Genomic DNA, 17,893 nt, shown 5'->3' with positions numbered 1-17,893 from the left:
CGACAAAAAACGAACGTGGGGCCGAACGGTCGATTGATCACCCCTTCACCGCGGTGTTACGTTGACACCGATTGGGCGTTTTGCCCCGCCCGATCGCCATGGGGGAGGCAACGATGTCAAGGCTGCGCGTCCTGCTGAGCGGTGCACTGGCCGCCGCCGCGATCACCGGGCTCGGCGAGGTTCCCGCCGTCGCTTCGTCCACTTCGGACTCTTCCGTGCTCGCTGCCGATCCCGCCACCACCGCCCGCAAACTCGTCCGGCGGCTGGCCGGCAAGGACCCGCGGGCCGCGGTGCGGGCCGACGCGTGGGTGGCGTGGGCCGACGAGAACGACGACGTCGTCTTCGAGTTCCTCGACCACGGGCTCGCCGCCGCGGAGCAACGCGCGGCGGAAACCGCGGCGGTGAACGCGGACTTCTGCCGCCGGATCCTGGCGACCTACACCGCGGCGTACGCGCCCGAGGTCAACGCCGCCGCGCAACGCGCGCTGCTGGGCACCGACTCGGACCGGGACCTGTTCGTGCGCCAGGGATTCGCGGCCGCGGAGCAACGCGACCGGCTCGCCAGGGAGGCGAACGGCAGCCAGCGGGAAGCCCTCGCCGAAGCGGATCGCCAGTACGTCCGCACGCTCGCCATGCACGACCCCGGCGCGCAGGTCCGCGCCGCTGCCGGGTGGGCGATCAGGTCAGGAGCCACCGACGCGGACGTCGTCGAGTTCTTCGCCTACGGCTGGGCGACCGGCGCGGAGCTCGACCTGGAAGCCCACCGCCTGCGGGATGCGGACCAGGAAGCCCGCTGGCTGGCTGCGGTCCGACGGCTCGTCGTCGACGCGCGGGAGGCGGAACGGGCCGCGCTCGAAGCCGCCGGCGAGCTCGAGGTCCAGCTGCGGGAGGCCGCCGCCCGGGCGTGGCAGCGGGTCGGCGCCCAGACCGGCGCGCCGCGCGTGGCCTGGGCGGATGCGGCGCAGGTCGCTCGCGACCAGGCCGCGAACTGGGCCGCGGTCGCCGCGGCGGCGCAGGCCGCCACCGGGCCCAACTGGCAGGCCGTGCGCGACGCGGCCGATCCCGTCCGGGCCGCCTGGGCGGCCGAACAGAGCTGGGCGGCCGAGCAGGCCGGTTTCTGGAACGACCTGCTCGCCCAAGCCGTCGACGGGGAAACCCGGATGCGGAATCCGGCGAACAAGTAAGCGCTTTCCATTTATTTGTCCGAACCGCTCCCGGAGGACGCCGAAATGGCGCATGGATTCGTCACGAAGGTGTTCGCGCTCATGCTGGCGTGCACCGTGTTCGCCACGACCGACGTCGATGTGGTCACCCCGGCACCCGTTTCGGTCACCGCCGACGACCCACCACCGACCGGCACGCGCCCGATTCCGCACACCGAGTACCCCGGCTGGGACGGCGAGACCGGGATGGGCGAGCCGCTCGACCCGCGGCTGTGGAAGCTGGTCTCCGACATCGCCCAGCTCTCCGAGGAGCCCGAGGTCCGGACGGCGGCGCAGGCCGCGCTGGACGCCGGCACCGAGGACGCGATCTGGGAGTTCCTCGACACCGGCGAGGTCGAAGCGCAGCAACGCGCCCAGGCTCGCCGCGACGAGACGGCCCGGCTGAACCGCGAAGCCGTGCTGAACCTCCGCGGCACCGGCGGCCCGATCTTCAACGCCGAGGTCGAGCGCGTGCTGGCCGGCTCAGACGCCGACCGGGCCGCGTTCCTCGACTACGGCCGCGGCATCGCCGCCGAGCGGGACGAGCGCACCCGGCGCAACACCCAGGCCCGCGCCGACGAGCTGCGGGCGCGGGTGACGGCGCTGTCCGGCTCGGCGGGCCCGGAGGTCAAGCTCGCCGCACAGCAGGCACTGGCGGCCGGGGATGCGGCCATCGTGGCCTTCTTCAACGGCGGCTACCTCGCGGCCGCGCAGCGGGACGCCGCGGCCCGCGAGCAGTACCTGAAGGACCTCGAAGAGCGGAACAAGGCCGCCGAGGCGGCCAGCGACCTCGCCCAGCGGGCGGCCCGCGCGTCGCGGGCCCGGCAGAACCTGCTGGTGGCGAACGGCCGGGGCATCCGGTCGCTGCAGCACGCGGCGAACGCGATGGTCTCGGCAGGCACCGCGGCCCGCCAGGCCGCCCAGATCCTCGCGGCGAACACCGCGGGCGGCCACCACTCCCCCGGGTCGTTCAGCCTGGTCCGCCAGGAGGTGCAGCGGCAGCTGGACTTCGCCGGCCAGGCGGCGTCCGAGGCCCAGAGCGCCTCTGTCGCGGCGACCGCCGAAGCGAACATCCTGATCGAGGTGGGCCTGCCCTACGGCGCCGACTGGGCCCGCTTGGCCCAGGGCATGTCCTCGGCCGCGCAGGCGGCGGCGCTCGCGAGCCAGACCGCGCAGCACGCCGTCGAGGCGACGACGGCCACGGACGCGGCCATCGGCCACCACGACGAGGCGACGGCCCGGGCGGAGGAAGCCCGGCAGTGGCGGTTGCACGCGGACGAGCACGCCCGCCAGGCCGCGGCCCTGGCCGCGGCGGCCGCCGACCAGGCCAAGGCAGCGAAGGACGCGGCCGAACGCGCGAGCCAGGCCCGGGTGGCCGCCTACACGGCTCGTGACCAGGCCTTCCAGGACCTGCAACGCACCTACGACGCCCTCCACACGGCGGAGCAGGAAGCGGGGAACGCCCGCACGGCCCGCATGGAAGCCGAGCGCCGGCGTGACGAGGCGGCCCGCTACCGCGAGCAGGCCGACCAGGCCGCGGCCGAGGCGAGAAAGGCGCGAGGCGAGGCGGAGGCGAAGAAGCGCGAAGCCGCCGCCTACCTGGCGCGCGCCCGTGCCCAGGAAGACATCGCCGCCGGGTGCGAAGACACCGCCCGGCGGGAGGAGTCGAACGCCAAGACCGCGCGTGACCTGGCGTGGGAAGCACAGCGCCAGGGGAACGCTGCCGAGGCACGCGCCCAGGCGCTCGAGGCGTCCGCGGCGGCTGCGCGGGGAACCGAGCAGGAAGCACCGGCCTGGGCCGCGGCGCGGGAAGCCCGCGCCGACGCAGGCGCCGCGGCGAGCGCCGCCGGGGCCGCGCGGGATGCCGCCAACCGGGCGACCGGCGCCGCCGCCCGGGCCCGCGAAGCGGCGACCAAGGCCACTGCGGCCGCCGCCGCGTCCCGTGCCGCGGCGGAAGAGGCACAGCACGCCGCGGCCAACGCGGACCTGGCCGCGGACAACACCGAATCCGCCGCGGCCGACACCCACGCGTCCGCCACCCGCGCGAACGCCGCGGCCGCCACCGCGACGGCGGAAGAGGTCAAGGCCGCGGCCAACGCCCGCAACGCCGCCGCGCTCGCCGAGCAGGCGACGGAACAAGCGCGGCAGGCCACGGTTGCCGCCACGAGAGCGGGTCAGAACACCGGCGAGTCGTTCCGCGAAGCCGTTTCCGCCGCGACCCAGGCAGGTCTCGCCGGCCGGGCCGCGCTGGCCGCAAGGTCGTCGTCAGCCGCCATCACGGCACCGGCGAACACGGCGATCGTCGTGGTCGCGCCCTTCACCGGAGCCGACCTCGACGCCGACTTCGTCTCCGAGGTCGCGGCGCAGGCCCAGGCCGCGGGCGACGAGCAGGCACAGGCCGCGCAGACCCGGGCGGACGAGGCGAAGTCGGCCGCCGACCAAGCCCAGCAGGCGGCAGACAACGCCGCGGCCGACACGAAGGCGGCGTTCCAGGCGGCGGCCAACGCGGCCAAGTCGGCATCGCAGGCCGCGCAATCGGTGGCGGAGGCGGCGCGGGCAGCAGCCACCGCGGCGTCGGCGGCGGACAGTGCCCGATCGGCGGCGGACATGGCCAACGGCTACGACGTCCAAGCGCACGAGAACGCGGTCAAGGCTCGTCAGAAGGCGAACGAAGCGAACGCCGACGCGGCGATCGCGGGACTGGCCGCGGACGCCGCCGAAGGCCAGGCAGCGGCGGCGCGCAGCGCGGCCACCCAGGCGGAAACCGACGCGACGGCAGCGCACGCGGCAGCGGCGCAGGCCGAGACCTACGCGGCCGAAGCCGCGGCGGCGGCGGAACGGGCGAGGGCCCACGCGCAGGAGACGTCGAACGCGGCCCAGCGGGCCCGCGACGCCGCCGCGGATGCGCAGCGTGCCGCGGACAAGGCCGAAGCTGACCAACGGCAACGGGACGCGGAGATCCAGCAGACCAAGGCGATGGTGCTGGCGGGCTGCCTGCCCGGCCTTTCGGTCGAGGACATCGACGAGCTCGTCGCCGAGCCGGTGAGCGAAGCGGCCCTCACGGAGTACCGGTCGGCCCAGCAGGGGTGCATGAACGGCGAGGACGTCATCAGCTTCCTCGCCGAGGCCGGTGGTGAAGTGCTCCTCGAGTTCATCGGAATCCCCGACCTCAAGCGTTGTTTCGGCTCCGGCGACATCGAGGCCTGCCTTTGGAGTGTCGTCAACGTCGTCGGGCTGGTTCTGCCGTTCGTCAAGGGCAAGGCGATCGTCAAGGCGATCGGGGCCGTTGTCGCGAACATCGGCAAGTACCTCGCCAAGTCCGAGAAGATCGCGCAGCTCACCGAGAAGATGACCGTTCTGCTCGATCGGCTGCGGCGGGTCTGCCAGATTGCTCCGGGATTCCACGCCGCCGCTTCTCCGAGCGGGACACCGGCCCGGACCGGCCCGCCGGCGCACCCGGGCGGCAAACCGCCGGCCGCCACCGCGATGGCGCCCCGGTTCCAGTGCGACCCCCTTCCCAACCTCGGCTGGGAAACCTACCCCGAAGAACTGGCTCGCGCCCTGTCCGTCGGGGCCAAGCCGATCGCGGTCAACTCACCGGAATTCATCACGATGGTCCGGTCCGGGCCCGGTGTGGTGAAGTGGGTGGTGAAGATGGACGGCTCGCTGGTGGTGACTCCGGAACGCGTCAAGGGCCAGGAGATCACCCACGCCGTCCTGAGCGGTAATGAGAAGGTCCGATCCGCCGGTCAGTGTACGTTCGACATCGTCGACGGAAAGATCGTTCCCCGCTACATCGACCTGCACAGCGGCCACTACCTGCCACCGATGAGCGGTTCCCGCGGCCGCGGCTATCTGGCCATCGGCAAGGACGCGTTCCTGGTGCTGGGGTACGTCTTCCCGTGATCCCCGAAATCCGCGAATGGAAGCGACTGGACCTCCGGCAGCTGGCCGGCCGGCTCCGGGGACTCGACCCGGCTCGCCTGTCCCCGCCACCGCACGAGGGCTACTGGCTGCTGCTGGAACAACGGTTCCGCACCGAGTTCCTCACCCGCTGGCGGACACTCGACAGCGCCGGGTGGCGGGAGTGCGCCGAAGTCGCTGACGAGCTTTCGGCCTTGGTGGTGTCCCACGGCGGGTTGTCGCCGTGGCATGCCCGGAGCAGGCGGTTCCACCTCTTCACCGAGCTACTCCTGGAAGCAGGACCCCGGATCGAGGTTCCCCTGACCGATCCGGCACGCCTCCTGCGTGCCTTCCTGGACGGCTTCCCGTACTCGCCGGCGGAAGCCGAGCCGCGGCTCGGCACCGGTCTTCCCGAACTGCACCTGCCGATGCTGCTGATGCCCCAGTTGCGCCGGGTGGAGCACCTCTTCCCACCCGGTCCCGATCTCGACACCTACCGAGCCTGGCAGGACGTCCTCAGCCGGTCGAGCGGCGTCCCGGAATCCGAGCGAACCCCTTGGCCACGAGGGGACGAACACCATGGCACCGGCCAGTCCCCGGCCGAGGAACAGGAGACACCGTGAGAGCGCTCACCACCCTGGCCGTCGCCGTCGTGGCGGCGTCGGCGTCGGCGTTCACCGTCCCGGTCACCACCGCGGCCGCCACCCCAGCGCCCGCCGCCACCGCGGCCGCCGAAGTCCCACCCGTCGCCAGCGAGCCCGAGAAACTCCGCGCCGCGCGGACCCTCGGCATCGTGCCCACCGACGCCATGCTGCTCCTGCGGGACAAGGAGTTCGTCATCGCGCTCTGGCGGCAGGCCACCGGCCCCGAAGTCCGGGCCTCGGCCGAACTCGCCTTCGCCGGCACCGATCTCGCCTGCACCGAGTGGATCAAGTCCGGAATCCTCTCGGCGAACGAACGGGACCAGGCTCAGCGGATGCGGGACGCCGAAGCCGCGCGGGTCGCCCGGGAGGCCAAGGAGCAGGCCGCCATCGTCGTCGGGATCGCTCCCGACGACGAGCTGGTGATCCAGAGCGACCGGGACTTCATCTACCAGATCACGCAACGGGCGGGCGGGGCCCGGGTCAGGGCCGCCGCGCTCGTCGCGTTCGGGGCGCCCGCCGCCGCGCAGAAGGAGTTCATCGCCAACGGTGCCCGGGCCGCGCACGCCCAGGACCAGCAGGACGCCATCGACGCCAAGACGGAGGCCACCGAAGCCGAGAAAGCCCGCGACGCCGCCGAGGGTGCCCGCGGCCGGGCCGTCAGCGTGGTGCTGGTGGTCCCCACGCCGGAGATCGTGAGCCTGCCCGACGACGACGTCCTCCGCGTCATCGCCGACGGCGCCCGCCCGGGCAGCGAGATCGAGAAGGCCGCGGTCGCCGCACTGCGCAGCCGCGTCCGGGCGGACTGGAAGCGCTTCATCGACACCGACGTCTACGAGGCCAACTGGCGGGACGTCGCTGCCGTGCTGGCTCGGAAGGCCGAGGCGGACCGGGCGCTGGTCGACGAGATCCGGCACAAGGCCGTCGTGGGCGGCATCCAGCCGCGGCTGGCGCGGGCCGCCGAGCGGGCTCTCGCCGAAGGGGTCGGCGGCGTCCAGTCCTTCCTCGACCAAGGGCAGTACGACACGCTGACGCAGTCGTTCAGCCGCAACGCCATCAACGGCAACATCGCCGGGCAGTACCTGCGTGAGACCGCCGACGGGGTGGTCGTCAAGCCGGGGGCGGCGGAGCCCGCGCCGGGTGAGGGGCTCGACGCGACCTGGCGGGTCGTCGCCGGGCAGGCGGGCGAAGGCTGTTTCTCGCTGGAGTCGCCCACGAAACCGAACCACTACCTCGCGCGGTACTACGACGGCAAGAAGACGCAGGTCGCCGTGCTGCCCACCGACGGGACCGTCGACTTCGGCTGGAACGCCACGTGGTGCGTCGACAACATCCTGCCCGGCGCCGGGGTGACCCTCCGGGGCGGCGCCGACTTCCTGACCCGCCAAGCCGACGGCCGCGCCGGCGTGGGCATCGAGTTCTACTGGTGGGTCACCGAACCGCTGCCGGACTCGACCGAGATCACGGTGAACTGGCTGAACAAGTACCTGCCCGACTACGACCCCTACACCGACCTGCTGGTCTCGCCGCTGGGGCCGGAGCAGATCGACGGTACCGTGCGGTACCGGGACTTCCAGCGCCGGACCGCGCCGGGGCAGGTCGCCTTCCGCAGCTACTGGAGCCGCGGCGGCGCGGTCCACCCGCTCACGACGGGACGCGGCACGGCCTGCGCGTCGCCGGAGATCCTGGCCGTCTACCTGCGTCTCGGCGGCCATCCCGCGCTCGGCGTGCCGGTCACGGACGAGGCCTGCACATCCGACAAGGCCGGCCGGTTCGTGAACCTCGCGGGCGGCGGCTCGATCTATTCGATCGACCGCGCCGGTGCGCACGCCGTCTTCGGCGCGATCCGCACCAAGTGGCTCTCCCTCGGCGGGGAGAAGTCCACCCTCGGCTACCCGACCTCCGACGAGGTCGCCATCCCCGGCGGCCGCCGCAGCACGTTCGAACGCGGCCGCATCGACTACGACACGGCCACCGGTGTGGCGACCGTGTACCCGGCGAGCTGAAGGAGCCGACGATGACAGGCAGAACCCGGCTGGGGCTGGCGGCGGGCGCCGCGGCTCTCGCGCTCCTCGGGTCCGTGGCCCCGGCCCTCGCGCCGCGGGCGGAAGCCGCGGCCACGGCGGACACGCCGCGCAGCGCCACCCAGGACGACAAAGTCCGGGCCGCGCAGGAGATCGGCATCGTCGCGGGCCCCGACCTGCTGATCCTCACCGACCGGAACTTCGTGTTCGCCTTGTGGCAGCGGGCGACCGGCACCGAGGTGCGGGCGTCGGCCGAACTCGCCTACGCCGGCACCGCGCCGGAATGGACGCAGTGGATCAAGACCGGGATCCGCGACGCCAACGCCCGCGACCAGGCCCACATCCAGCGGGACGCCGAAGCCGCGCGGGTGGCCCGGGAGGCCAAGCAGCGGGCGGCGCTGGTCAACGAAATCGTCGCGTCGCCGGTGCTGCTCATCCAGAGCGACCAGGAGTTCGCCTTCGCCATGTGGGAGCACGCTTCCGGGCCGAAGCTGAAGGCCGCGGCGCTGGCGGCCTACCAGGGCGACGCCGCCGCGCAGAAGGACTTCATCCTCACCGGCATCTTCACCGCCCGTGCGGCCGACCAGCAGGACCTGATCGACGCCGACGCCACCAAGGACGCCGCGCGAAAAGCGGCCGACGCGGCGCGGAACGCCCGGATCCGCGCCGCCGCGTGGGTCGCCCTCCAGCCCACCGAAGGCCAGCTCATCGAACCGGACGTGAACTTCGTGCTGGACCTCTGGCAGGCGGCCAAGGCGGGCACCGAGGTGCAGGCGGCGGCCGAACGGGCGCTGCGGACGATGGACCCCGCGCAGCTGCGGGCCTACATCGACACCGGCATCCAGAGCGCGGCCCTGCAGGACTGGCTCATCTGGGTCCGGAAGAAGGGCGAAGCGGACCGCCGGCTGCTGTTCGAGCTGCGGACGCGCGCCGAGCAGAGCCGGGTACACCCCGCGCTCGTCGCCGGGGCGAACGCCGCCATGGCCGGCACCGACAACGACGTCGCGCAATTCCTGCGCCTGGGCCAGTACGAGGACACCGCACTCGTCCAGTCCCTCCGCTCGCAGAGCGCGGGGGCGCAGGGCTGGTACCTGCGCGGCTTGACCGACGCCGTCGTCGGCGCGGGCGCCGGACCCGACACGGCTTGGCGGGTCGTGCCCGGCAAGGCCGACGCGAGCTGCCACTCCTTCGAATCGGTGGCCCACCCCGAGTACTACCTGCGGCAGCAGGGCCTGCGCGCCGTGCTCGCCCCATCCGACGGTACCGACGGGTTCCGCGCGGACGCGACCTGGTGCTCGAAGGCCGGGTTGTCCGGCACCGGCGTCACGCTGGAGTCCTACAGCGCCCGGGGAAAGTTCCTGCGCCAGTACGCCACCGGAGTCTGGGCGGCGGACACCGGCGGCAGCCACCCCTACGACACCCCGAACGGCTACGCGGCGGATGCTTCCTGGCTGGTCGACGCCCCGTGACGCCCGCCGTGGCCGGGGTCCGCGCGAACCCCGGCTACGGCGACGTCCACTGTGGACGCGACCCGCCCGACCGCGGGGACGGCAGCAGTTCGCTGACCGGGAACCGCAGCGGCATCGGCGCCGCGCCCGCGCGCAGGGCCAGCTCCATCTCGAACCGCGCCGCCGGATCCTTCAGGCTCTCGCCGAAGGTCGCCTGCAGCTGGCGCATGCGATAACGGACCGTCTGCGGGTGGACGCCGAGGCGCTCGGCGATCTCCACCACGTTGCCCTGGCTGTCCAGCCACGCCCGCAGCGTCTCCAGCAGCCGCTCCTGCTGCTTGCCCGTCATCTCCGCCAGCGGCGCGAACAGGCGGTGCCGCAGCGTGCCGACCAGCCCCGTGTCGGAATTGACCAGCAACGTCGCCAGGTGCTCCTCCGCGCGCAGCACCGGGCGCGCCGCCAGCACGCCGCGCTCGGCCAGCTGCAGCGAATTCCGGGCCCAGCGCAGGGAATCCGCGACCGAAGCGAGCGGGACGCACGGGCCGATCGCCAGGCGGCAGTCCGGCAGCGCCACCTGCAGCGCCGCCAGGCGGGGGCCGCTCAGCTCGCCCGGGACGACCAGTTTCGGGTCGGCGGTGTCGAGCTCCGCGAGGACGTCCGCGTCCAGCCCGGCGTGCCGGCGGGCGGGGGCGACGCCGCCGGCCGGGTGGACCGCCACCGGCGTCGCGTCCACCGGCACCGGCCAGCCGATCAGCTGGGCCAGCTCGGCAATCGCTTTCGGGGACGCCGGCGGCGTCTCGAGGAGCAGGTGGAGCAGCTTGCGGCGCCAGGTGTCCAGCGCGCCCGCCGTGCGCGCCTTCGCCTCCAGGTAGCCGTCGAGCGCGACGGAGGCGAGCTCGTCCATGAACGCCAGCATCGCGTCGGCCAGCTGGGACATCACCGCCGACGAGAGGCCGCTGCGGCGCCCGACGCGCATGATGCGGCGCCACGACACGCGCGCGCCGACGCGGTAGGCCGACTGCAGCGTGTCGAGGCTGCGGCCTTCGCGCATTTCGTTCTGCCCCAGCCGGTGGTGCACCTCGTGGGACTGTTCCTTCGACACCGTCGGGTCGGCGATCTGCGCGACGAACAGCGTGATCGCGTATTCGACGCCGGCCCGGATCGACTTGCCGTAGGGCCCGTCGAGCGGACGCGCGTACGCCGGGATGGTCGCGCGGATTTCTTCGACGATTTCGGCAGCGAGGCTGGCGAGCTCGGGCCGCAGGATGTCGGCCAGCTTGCGCGGCAGGGCGGCGGTCGGCGGCGGCGCAGCCTGATCGAATCCGCGCTCCACCGACATCGCAGCTCCTTCGCTCCGCCCCGGGACTCCGGCCGCGGGCACCCCGCGGCCGGGCACCCGAACCTGTTGCCGGGTGACAACCGACACATCGAAAAACTAACGCCAAACGTGTCACCCCCGTGAAGGAAAACCGATTTCTTGTCATCTCGGTGACAATTTCACGAGGTCCGGCTGCGATCAGCTGACAAGTGTCCCGCCGACTGCACCTTCACGTGCGTACGAACGGACGAACCTCCAACGACCGGCCCGCGCTGCGGTTACGCCTGGATCTTGTATCGTGTGGTTGATACAAGCGAGAGGAGCGGCGATGCTGCAGCTCGACAACCTGTTCTGGGTCGCGGCCGTCATGGGACTGGTCGGCCTGGCGATCCTGATCGTGCTCTGGCCGGGCGAGAAGCACGGAAAGCGCTTGCTCACCCGCTGGGGCGTCGCCGACCCCGACGCCGGGGAGGTCGCGCTGGCCGTCCGCTACCTCAAGCGGCGCCGGCTCTGGTACCCGTGGCTGTTCCTCGCGATCCCGCCGCTGCTCGACAACGGCGGAATGGGCTCGATCCTCGCCACGCTGCTGCTGGGCGCCCTGATCGCCGAGCTGCTGGCGCAGCGCCCGTCCCGCGGCCCGCGCCGCGAGGCCGAGCTGGCGCCGCGGACGCTGCTGGGCGTCGTCCCGGCGTGGATCCTGGTGCTGGGCGGGCTGGCGGCCGCGGGATCGCTGCTGCACCTGGGCCTCACGGCGCAGTGGAAGCTGCTGGCGGTGGCCGCGGGCACGGTTCTGGTCAGCGCGGCGATCACGCTGCTGGCGGTGCGCCGTCCGCCGGTTGGTGCCCCGCGCGCCGACCTGGCGCTGCGCTGCCGCAGTGCGCGGGTGGCGGTCGGCCTGGGCATCGGCGCGTGCACGTCGGTCGGCTGGCCGGTGGGCGACTTCGTCTCGTTCCTGGCGGTCGTGGCCGGCCTGGCGGCGTTCCTGGCGGTGACGGCCCCGGCGAAACGGCTGCCGGCGGCGGCGTGAAGATCGTCGTCGACACCGAGAACGGGGTGCCGCCGTGGCGGCAGGTGCACGACCAGGTGATCCGGGCGGTGACGGCGGGAGCGCTGCCGGAGGGCACCCGGCTGCCGCCGATCCGCCAGCTGGCGCGGGACCTGGGCCTGGCCTCGGGCACGGTGGCCCGCGCGTACCGCGAGCTGGAGGCGGCGGGCTGGGTGGCGACGGCCCGGGCGCGCGGCACGGTGGTGACGGTCCCGTCGGGCCGCCCGGACCGCGAGGCCCTGCTGGCCGCGGCGGCCGCGGAGTTCGCGGCCCAGGCCCGCGACCTCGGCGCCGACCTGACCACCACCCTCGACGCCGTCCGCGCGGCCTACCGCTCGTGAGTGGTAAAGCGGGTTAGAACCCTACTTGCCACTCACGAGCAGCCGGCCCAGCGCGGCCAGGACGGGCTCCAGAACCTCGACCTCGCGCGGCGTGCCCACGCACTCGGTGATCCCCGCGCCGACGACCTCGAACCGGGCCAGCGCGTCCAGCTCGGACACCAGCCGCTCGATCGTCCAGCCGTCCGGTTCCGGGTAGTTGAGCCCTGTGAACTCGCCCGGGTCCAGCACGTCCAGGTCCACGTGCACGTACAGCTTCTCCACGCCCTTCAGCGCGTCGGCCGACGTCACCGCCAGGCCGCGTGAAACCGCCGCCTCTTCTTCCGGGTCGAACACGCGCGTCCCGGCGAGGAGCACCCGGCCGGGCTCTACGGCCGGCGAAGCCGCGAACTCCGGGTCGCCCTCGCCGAGCAGCGAGCGCAGCACCATCCCGTGGAACGCCCCCGACGGCGACGACTCCGCCGTGTTGAGGTCCGGGTGGGCGTCGAACCACGCCACGCCCAGACCGGGCCCGTGCCGGAACCGCGCGACCCCGATCGGGATCAGCTCGACACCGCAGTCGCCGCCGACCGTCAGGACCGGGCCGCCCGGGGCCTCGAGGGCCGCCAGCTGGGCCGCCCGGTTCTCGCCGGTCAGGACGGCGCGCGAGGCGATTCCACGGTCCACTTCGGACACCGCACGCGTCTGCCGGACGTGGTGGACGGGCCGGCCGAGCACGTGCCCGGCCAGCTCCGCGAGCGCCAGGCAGCCGTCCGGCAGCTCCGCCGCGCGCGGCCCCACCGCGCCCTGTCGTTGCGGTACCGCGTTGATCAGCATCCGCCGAGCGTATCGCTCACCGCAACGCAGTGAATGACTCATTCCTGGCGTCCGGCGCCAGGAATGAGTCATTCACTGCAGTTCACTCGAGGACGAGCAGGAGGTCGCCGCCTTCGACCTGCTGCACCGCGGTGATCGCCCGCCGGGTCACCTTGCCGCCGGTGGACGCGGTGATCGAGGCCTCCATCTTCATCGCCTCGATCGTCGCAACCGTCGCACCGGCCTCGACCGCGTCGCCCTCGGCGACCTGCAGCGTCACCACGCCTGCGAACGGCGCCGCGATCTGCTTCGGGTTGCCCTTCTCGGCCTTCTCCGTCGCCGGGACGTCCGAGGCGATCGAGCGGTCGCGGATCTGGATCGGGCGCAGCTGGCCGTTCAGCGTCGACATCACCGTGCGGACGCCGCGCTCGTCGGCCTCGCCGATGGCCTCCAGCTCGATGAGCAGCCGCACGCCCGGCTCGAGGTCGACCGGATACTCCTCCCCCGGGCGCAGCCCGTAGAAGAAGTCCTTGCTGGCCAGCACCGACGTGTCGCCGTAGGCCTCGCGGTGCGCCTCGAACTCCTTCGTCGGCCCGGGGAACAGCAGCCGGTTCAGCGTCCGGCGCGGTTCCGCCGCCAGCGCGGCCCGGTCCTCTTCGGACAGTTCGACGACCGGCTTCGCGGCCGCGCGGCCCTCCAGGGCCTTGGTGCGGAACGGCTCCGGCCAGCCACCGGGCGGGTCGCCCAGCTCGCCGCGCAGGAAGCCGATCACCGAATCGGGGATGTCGAACTTGTTCGGCTCGGCCTCGAAGTCGGCCGGCGAGACGCCCGCGCCGACCAGGTGCAGCGCGAGGTCGCCGACGACCTTCGACGACGGCGTCACCTTCACCAGGTGGCCGAGGATCTTGTCCGCGGCGGCGTACATCGCCTCGATGTCCTCGAACCGGTCGCCCAGGCCCAGCGCGATGGCCTGGGTGCGCAGGTTCGACAGCTGCCCGCCGGGGATTTCGTGGTCGTAGACGCGCCCGGTCGGCGACGCGAGCCCGGCCTCGAAGGGCGCGTAGATCTTGCGCACGCTCTCCCAGTACGGCTCCAGGTCACCGATCGCCCGCAGGTCCAGACCCGTGGTGCGCGCGGAGTGGTCCGTGGCCGCCACGATCGACGACAGCGACGGCTGCGACGTCGTGCCCGCCATCGACGAGACGGCGCCGTCGACGGCGTCCGCGCCCGCGTTGATCGCCGCGAGGTAGGTGGCCAGCTGGCCGCCCGCGGTGTCGTGGGTGTGGATGTGCACCGGCAGGTCGAACTCCTTGCGCAGCGCGGTGACCAGCTTGGTCGCCGCGGGCGCGCGCAGCAGCCCGGCCATGTCCTTGATCGCCAGGACGTGCGCCCCGGCGCCGACGATCTGCTCGGCCAGCTTGAGGTAGTAGTCGAGCGTGTAGAGCTTCTCGCCCGGGTCGGACAGGTCCGAGGTGTAGCAGAGCGCCACCTCGGCGACGGCGGTCCCGGTCTCGCGCACGGCTTCGATGGCCGGGCGCATCTGCTCGACGTCGTTGAGCGCGTCGAAGATCCGGAAGATGTCGATGCCGGTCTTCGTGGCCTCCTCGACGAAGGCGGTGGTCACCTCGGTCGGGTACGGCGTGTACCCGACGGTGTTGCGCCCGCGCAGCAGCATCTGCAGGCAGATGTTGGGCACGGCCTCGCGCAGCGCGGCCAGCCGCTCCCACGGGTCCTCAGCGAGGAACCGCAGCGCCACGTCGTAGGTCGCGCCGCCCCAGCACTCCAGCGACAGCAGTTCGGGCAGCGTGTTCGCGACGACCGGCGCCACCGCGAGGAGGTCCTTCGTGCGCACGCGGGTGGCGAGCAGCGACTGGTGGGCGTCGCGGAACGTCGTGTCGGTGACGCCGATGTGCGGCGACTCCCGCAGCCAGCGCGCGAACCCGGCCGGGCCCAGCTCGACGAGCTTCTGCTTGGAGCCCGGCGCCGGCTGGGCGTCCTTCGGGAGCTTCGGCAGCTTGAGCGTGGCGTCCGGCGTCTTCGGGCGCTCGCCGTGCGGCTTGTTGACCGTCTGGTCGGCGAGGTAGGTCAGCAGCTTCGTGCCGCGGTCGGCGGAGGTGCGCGCGGTGAGCAGGTGCGGACGCTCTTCGATGAACGACGTCGTGACGCGGCCGGCGCGGAAGTCCGGGTCGTCGAGGACGGCCTGCAGGAACGGGATGTTGGTGGCGACCCCGCGGATCCGGAACTCGGCGACGGCGCGGCGCGCGCGGCCGACGGCGGTCTTGAAGTCGCGGCCGCGGCAGGTGAGCTTGACCAGCAGCGAGTCGAAGTGGGCGCTGATCTCGGTGCCGGAGAAGGCGGTGCCGCCGTCGAGCCGGATGCCCGAGCCGCCCGGCGAGCGGTAGGCGGAGATCATCCCGGTGTCCGGGCGGAAGCCGTTGGCCGGGTCCTCGGTGGTGATGCGGCATTGCAGGGCGGCGCCGCGCAGGTAGATCTTGTCCTGGCTCAGGCCGAGGTCGTCGAGGGTCTCGCCGGAGGCGATCCGCAGCTGAGACTGCACGAGGTCGACGTCGGTGACCTCTTCGGTGACCGTGTGCTCGACCTGGATGCGCGGGTTCATCTCGATGAAGACGTGCTTGCCCTGCTTGTCGAGCAGGAACTCGACGGTGCCGGCGTTGCGGTAGCCGATCTGGCGGGCGAACTTGACGGCGTCCGCGCAGATGCGGTCGCGCAACTCGGGGTCGAGGTTCGGCGCCGGAGCGAGCTCGACGACCTTCTGGTGGCGCCGCTGCACCGAGCAGTCGCGCTCGTAGAGGTGGATGACGTTGCCTTCGCCGTCGGCGAGGATCTGCACCTCGATGTGCCGCGGCTCGACGACGGCCTTCTCCAGGAAGACGGTCGGATCGCCGAAGGCGGACTCGGCCTCGCGCGCGGCGGCCTCGATGGACTCGCGCAGCAGGGCGGGGTCCTCGACCCGGCGCATCCCGCGCCCGCCACCCCCGGCGACGGCCTTGACGAAGACCGGGAAACCGAGGTCATCGGCCGCGGCGACCAGCGCGTCGACGTCACTGGAGGGTTCGGACGACCCGAGCACGGGCACACCGGCCTCGCGCGCGGCCTTGACCGCGCGAGCCTTGTTACCGGTGAGTTCGAGAATGTCGGCGCTCGGCCCGACGAAGGTGATGCCCGCTTCCTCGCACGCGCGCGCGAGATCGGGGTTCTCGGAGAGGAAGCCGTAGCCGGGGTAGACGGCATCGGCTTTCGCCTTCTTGGCGGCGGCGACGATCTCGTCGACCGAGAGGTAGGCGCGCACGGGGTGACCGGGTTCGCCGATCTCGTACGCCTCGTCGGCCTTCAGCCGGTGCAGCGAGTTGCGGTCTTCGTGCGGAAACACGGCAACCGTGCCGGCACCGAGTTCGTAGCCGGCGCGGAACGCCCGGATCGCGATCTCCCCGCGGTTGGCCACCAGAACCTTGCGGAACATGCCCGGTCCTTCCCTCTTGGATCGGTAAGTCAACGCACGTTACCCGGTTCTTCCCGCTCTGCGGGAGTTCAGTCCCGGGTGATGGACATCATGCGGACCAGGAGGTTCAGTGGTCACCCCTGGTGGCAGTCCTCGACGACACCTCGGCGCACGGTCAGCCGGATGCGGTTCGGCTTGAGCTCCAGGGTGACCCACGAGCGCCGCCCGAGGTCGGCGACCTGCACCTCGAAGCCCTCGCGCTCGCAGCGCTGCCTGGCGTCCTCGGTTTTCCGGCCGATCAGTTCGGCCGGGTCGAACGAGGGCCGCCGACGTTCGAACGGGAACCCGGGCATGGCGCACCTCCTCCGGGACCAGCTTTCCGGAGTCCGGCTGCGGCCGCCAGATGGCGCGGGGCGCAACTGGGTGGGTGACTTGGATCAAAATCTCGCCGACGTGGCCGGGCCCCGGTGCGGCCGGACGCTGTGCGGCGCGAGCGGCCGGTGCGCCCGAACGCCAGAGCCCGAGCACCGCCGGTTTGGCCGGGTCTGCCCGCCGTGGCCAACGCCCGCGGGGAGGCCTGTGCACACCGACAGCCCCAGAGCAGCGCCCACCCTCCCAGGGGGACCATCCCGTGTCCATCCTATCGCGCCCGGCCGACCCAAAAGCCGGAAAAGCCGCAGATCAGGCCGCCTGTCCACACCCCGGCTGAGTTGTGCACAACCGGCACCTCCGCCACCAAGCGCACAAGACAACCGGCGAGTCACCCATCCCGCAGCACGTAGAGCACCCGCCGCCTCACCCGCCCGGCGCCGCGTAGAGCAACCGGTTGGCCGTCCCCACCGGCACCCCCTTCAGCACATCCGGCGTCGCCGCGCGGATCAGGGCGTCGTCCACCTGGGCCGGGGTGTCCGCCGGGTGCTGCCCCCGGTACAGCGCCGCCGCCCCGGCCGCGAACGCCGCCGCCATCGACGTCCCCGATTCCGGCCCGGCGCCCGTGCCGCCCGCGATCGGGGACGGGATGTCGGCGCCCGGGGCGTACAGGTCGACGTCCTCCCCCGAGTTCGACGTCTTGTCCGGGTGGTCCTGGGCGTCGGAGGCCGCGACCGTCAGCGCCTCCGGCACGCGGCCCGGCGAGAAGCCGCTCGCGTCGGCCGTCTCGCTGCCCGCCGGCACCGCGATCGGCACCACCGTCGCCAGCCGCCGGACCGCCGCGTCGAGCTGGTCGTTCGGCGCCCCGCCGATGCCGAGGAGGGCGACCGCGGGCTGCTGGGCGTTCTGCGCGACCCAGTCGATCCCCGCGATGATCTGGTCGGTCGCGCCGCCGCCGTCCTTGTCGAGCACCCGCACCGGCACGACCTGCGCGCCCTTCGCGACGCCGTAGGCCTTGCCCGCCGCGATGCCGGCCAGGCGGGTGCCGTGGCCGTTCAGGTCCGAGGTGTCGGAACCGCCGTTGAGGAAGTCGCGCCCGGGTGCGACGCGGCCCTGGAAGTCGGGGTGCTTCGCGTCGACGCCGCTGTCGATCACGTAGATCGTGACGCCCGAGCCGTCACTCGCGTAGTGGTAGGCGTGGTCGAGGCCGGTCCGCTGGTCGATCCGGTCGAGCCCCCAGCTGGGCGGGTCGGGCTGCACCCCGCCGCTCGAGACCTGCCCGGCGAGCACGGCCACGGCCGCGAGAAGCATCCTCATGATCGTCGTGGTACCCCTGCGCTGCCCGGGCGA

General features: G+C 72.8%; 12 protein-coding genes. 7 read left to right on the top strand and 5 right to left on the bottom strand.

Annotated elements, in window-relative coordinates; all coding sequences use genetic code 11:
• The first annotated feature begins 113 nt into the window (after positions 1 to 113).
• The 5 genes from ACFPLC_RS23800 to ACFPLC_RS23780 are packed head-to-tail and all read left to right on the top strand — an operon-like array spanning position 114 to position 9,239.
• The gene (locus ACFPLC_RS23800) at positions 114 to 1,184 is read left to right on the top strand and encodes a hypothetical protein (protein WP_378207047.1); all 1,071 of its coding nucleotides are present in this window, start codon (positions 114 to 116) and stop codon (positions 1,182 to 1,184) included.
• Between the two features lie 45 nt (positions 1,185 to 1,229).
• Positions 1,230 to 5,108, top strand: coding sequence for a hypothetical protein (locus tag ACFPLC_RS23795; protein ID WP_378235924.1), 3,879 nt, complete (start codon positions 1,230 to 1,232; stop codon positions 5,106 to 5,108).
• Positions 5,105 to 5,728, top strand: coding sequence for a hypothetical protein (locus ACFPLC_RS23790; RefSeq protein WP_378200864.1), 624 nt, complete (start codon positions 5,105 to 5,107; stop codon positions 5,726 to 5,728). Before ACFPLC_RS23795 ends, ACFPLC_RS23790 begins: the two co-directional genes overlap by 4 nt.
• On the top strand, positions 5,725 to 7,752 hold the full coding sequence (locus ACFPLC_RS23785; protein WP_378200866.1) for an AbfB domain-containing protein: 2,028 nt from the start codon (positions 5,725 to 5,727) through the stop codon (positions 7,750 to 7,752). Before ACFPLC_RS23790 ends, ACFPLC_RS23785 begins: the two co-directional genes overlap by 4 nt.
• 11 nt (positions 7,753 to 7,763) lie before the next feature.
• Positions 7,764 to 9,239, top strand: a complete 1,476-nt coding sequence (locus ACFPLC_RS23780) for an AbfB domain-containing protein (RefSeq protein ID WP_378200869.1) — start codon at positions 7,764 to 7,766, stop codon at positions 9,237 to 9,239.
• A gap of 34 nt (positions 9,240 to 9,273) precedes the next feature.
• On the opposite strand, the gene ACFPLC_RS23775 is transcribed toward ACFPLC_RS23780, so the two are convergent.
• Entirely contained in the window at positions 9,274 to 10,557 is a 1,284-nt protein-coding gene (locus tag ACFPLC_RS23775) for a PucR family transcriptional regulator (protein WP_378200872.1), read from the bottom strand.
• 307 nt (positions 10,558 to 10,864) lie between these two features.
• Here ACFPLC_RS23775 and ACFPLC_RS23770 point away from each other — a divergent pair, with 307 nt between their 5' ends.
• Positions 10,865 to 11,563 carry a hypothetical protein gene (locus ACFPLC_RS23770; RefSeq protein ID WP_378200875.1) on the top strand — a complete coding sequence of 233 codons (699 nt, stop codon included), beginning with the start codon at positions 10,865 to 10,867 and terminating at the stop codon, positions 11,561 to 11,563.
• Entirely contained in the window at positions 11,560 to 11,922 is a 363-nt protein-coding gene (locus ACFPLC_RS23765; protein ID WP_378200878.1) for a GntR family transcriptional regulator, read from the top strand. Before ACFPLC_RS23770 ends, ACFPLC_RS23765 begins: the two co-directional genes overlap by 4 nt.
• A 21-nt stretch (positions 11,923 to 11,943) precedes the next feature.
• On the opposite strand, the gene ACFPLC_RS23760 is transcribed toward ACFPLC_RS23765, so the two are convergent.
• The 4 genes from ACFPLC_RS23760 to ACFPLC_RS23745 all read right to left on the bottom strand — a co-directional run bounded on the left by ACFPLC_RS23760 (position 11,944) and on the right by ACFPLC_RS23745 (position 17,854).
• Complete coding sequence (locus ACFPLC_RS23760; protein ID WP_378200881.1) at positions 11,944 to 12,735, bottom strand: arginase family protein; 792 nt, start codon at positions 12,733 to 12,735, stop codon at positions 11,944 to 11,946.
• A gap of 82 nt (positions 12,736 to 12,817) precedes the next feature.
• Positions 12,818 to 16,195, bottom strand: coding sequence for a pyruvate carboxylase (locus ACFPLC_RS23755; protein ID WP_378200884.1), 3,378 nt, complete (start codon positions 16,193 to 16,195; stop codon positions 12,818 to 12,820).
• A 113-nt stretch (positions 16,196 to 16,308) separates the two neighbouring features.
• Positions 16,309 to 16,527 (bottom strand): hypothetical protein, encoded by a 219-nt coding sequence (locus ACFPLC_RS23750; protein ID WP_378200887.1) that lies wholly within the window; start codon positions 16,525 to 16,527, stop codon positions 16,309 to 16,311.
• A gap of 442 nt (positions 16,528 to 16,969) precedes the next feature.
• On the bottom strand, positions 16,970 to 17,854 hold the full coding sequence (locus tag ACFPLC_RS23745) for a S8 family peptidase (RefSeq protein WP_378201143.1): 885 nt from the start codon (positions 17,852 to 17,854) through the stop codon (positions 16,970 to 16,972).
• Positions 17,855 to 17,893: the final 39 nt, after the last annotated feature.

Source organism: Amycolatopsis plumensis (genome assembly GCF_042652605.1).
Classification (GTDB): Bacteria; Actinomycetota; Actinomycetes; order Mycobacteriales; family Pseudonocardiaceae; genus Amycolatopsis; species Amycolatopsis plumensis.
The sequence above is the reverse complement of the archived record's forward strand: the minus strand, read 5'-3'. Positions and strand labels throughout refer to the sequence as shown.

Coding starts and splice junctions, on each gene's coding strand:
- ACFPLC_RS23800 (WP_378207047.1), top strand. CDS start 114: ATGTCAAGGCTGCGCGTCCTGCTGAGCGGTGCACTGGCCGCCGCCGCG.
- ACFPLC_RS23795 (WP_378235924.1), top strand. CDS start 1,230: ATGGCGCATGGATTCGTCACGAAGGTGTTCGCGCTCATGCTGGCGTGC.
- ACFPLC_RS23780 (WP_378200869.1), top strand. CDS start 7,764: ATGACAGGCAGAACCCGGCTGGGGCTGGCGGCGGGCGCCGCGGCTCTC.
- ACFPLC_RS23775 (WP_378200872.1), bottom strand. CDS start 10,557: ATGTCGGTGGAGCGCGGATTCGATCAGGCTGCGCCGCCGCCGACCGCC.
- ACFPLC_RS23770 (WP_378200875.1), top strand. CDS start 10,865: ATGCTGCAGCTCGACAACCTGTTCTGGGTCGCGGCCGTCATGGGACTG.
- ACFPLC_RS23760 (WP_378200881.1), bottom strand. CDS start 12,735: ATGCTGATCAACGCGGTACCGCAACGACAGGGCGCGGTGGGGCCGCGC.
- ACFPLC_RS23755 (WP_378200884.1), bottom strand. CDS start 16,195: ATGTTCCGCAAGGTTCTGGTGGCCAACCGCGGGGAGATCGCGATCCGG.
- ACFPLC_RS23750 (WP_378200887.1), bottom strand. CDS start 16,527: ATGCCCGGGTTCCCGTTCGAACGTCGGCGGCCCTCGTTCGACCCGGCC.
- ACFPLC_RS23745 (WP_378201143.1), bottom strand. CDS start 17,854: ATGCTTCTCGCGGCCGTGGCCGTGCTCGCCGGGCAGGTCTCGAGCGGC.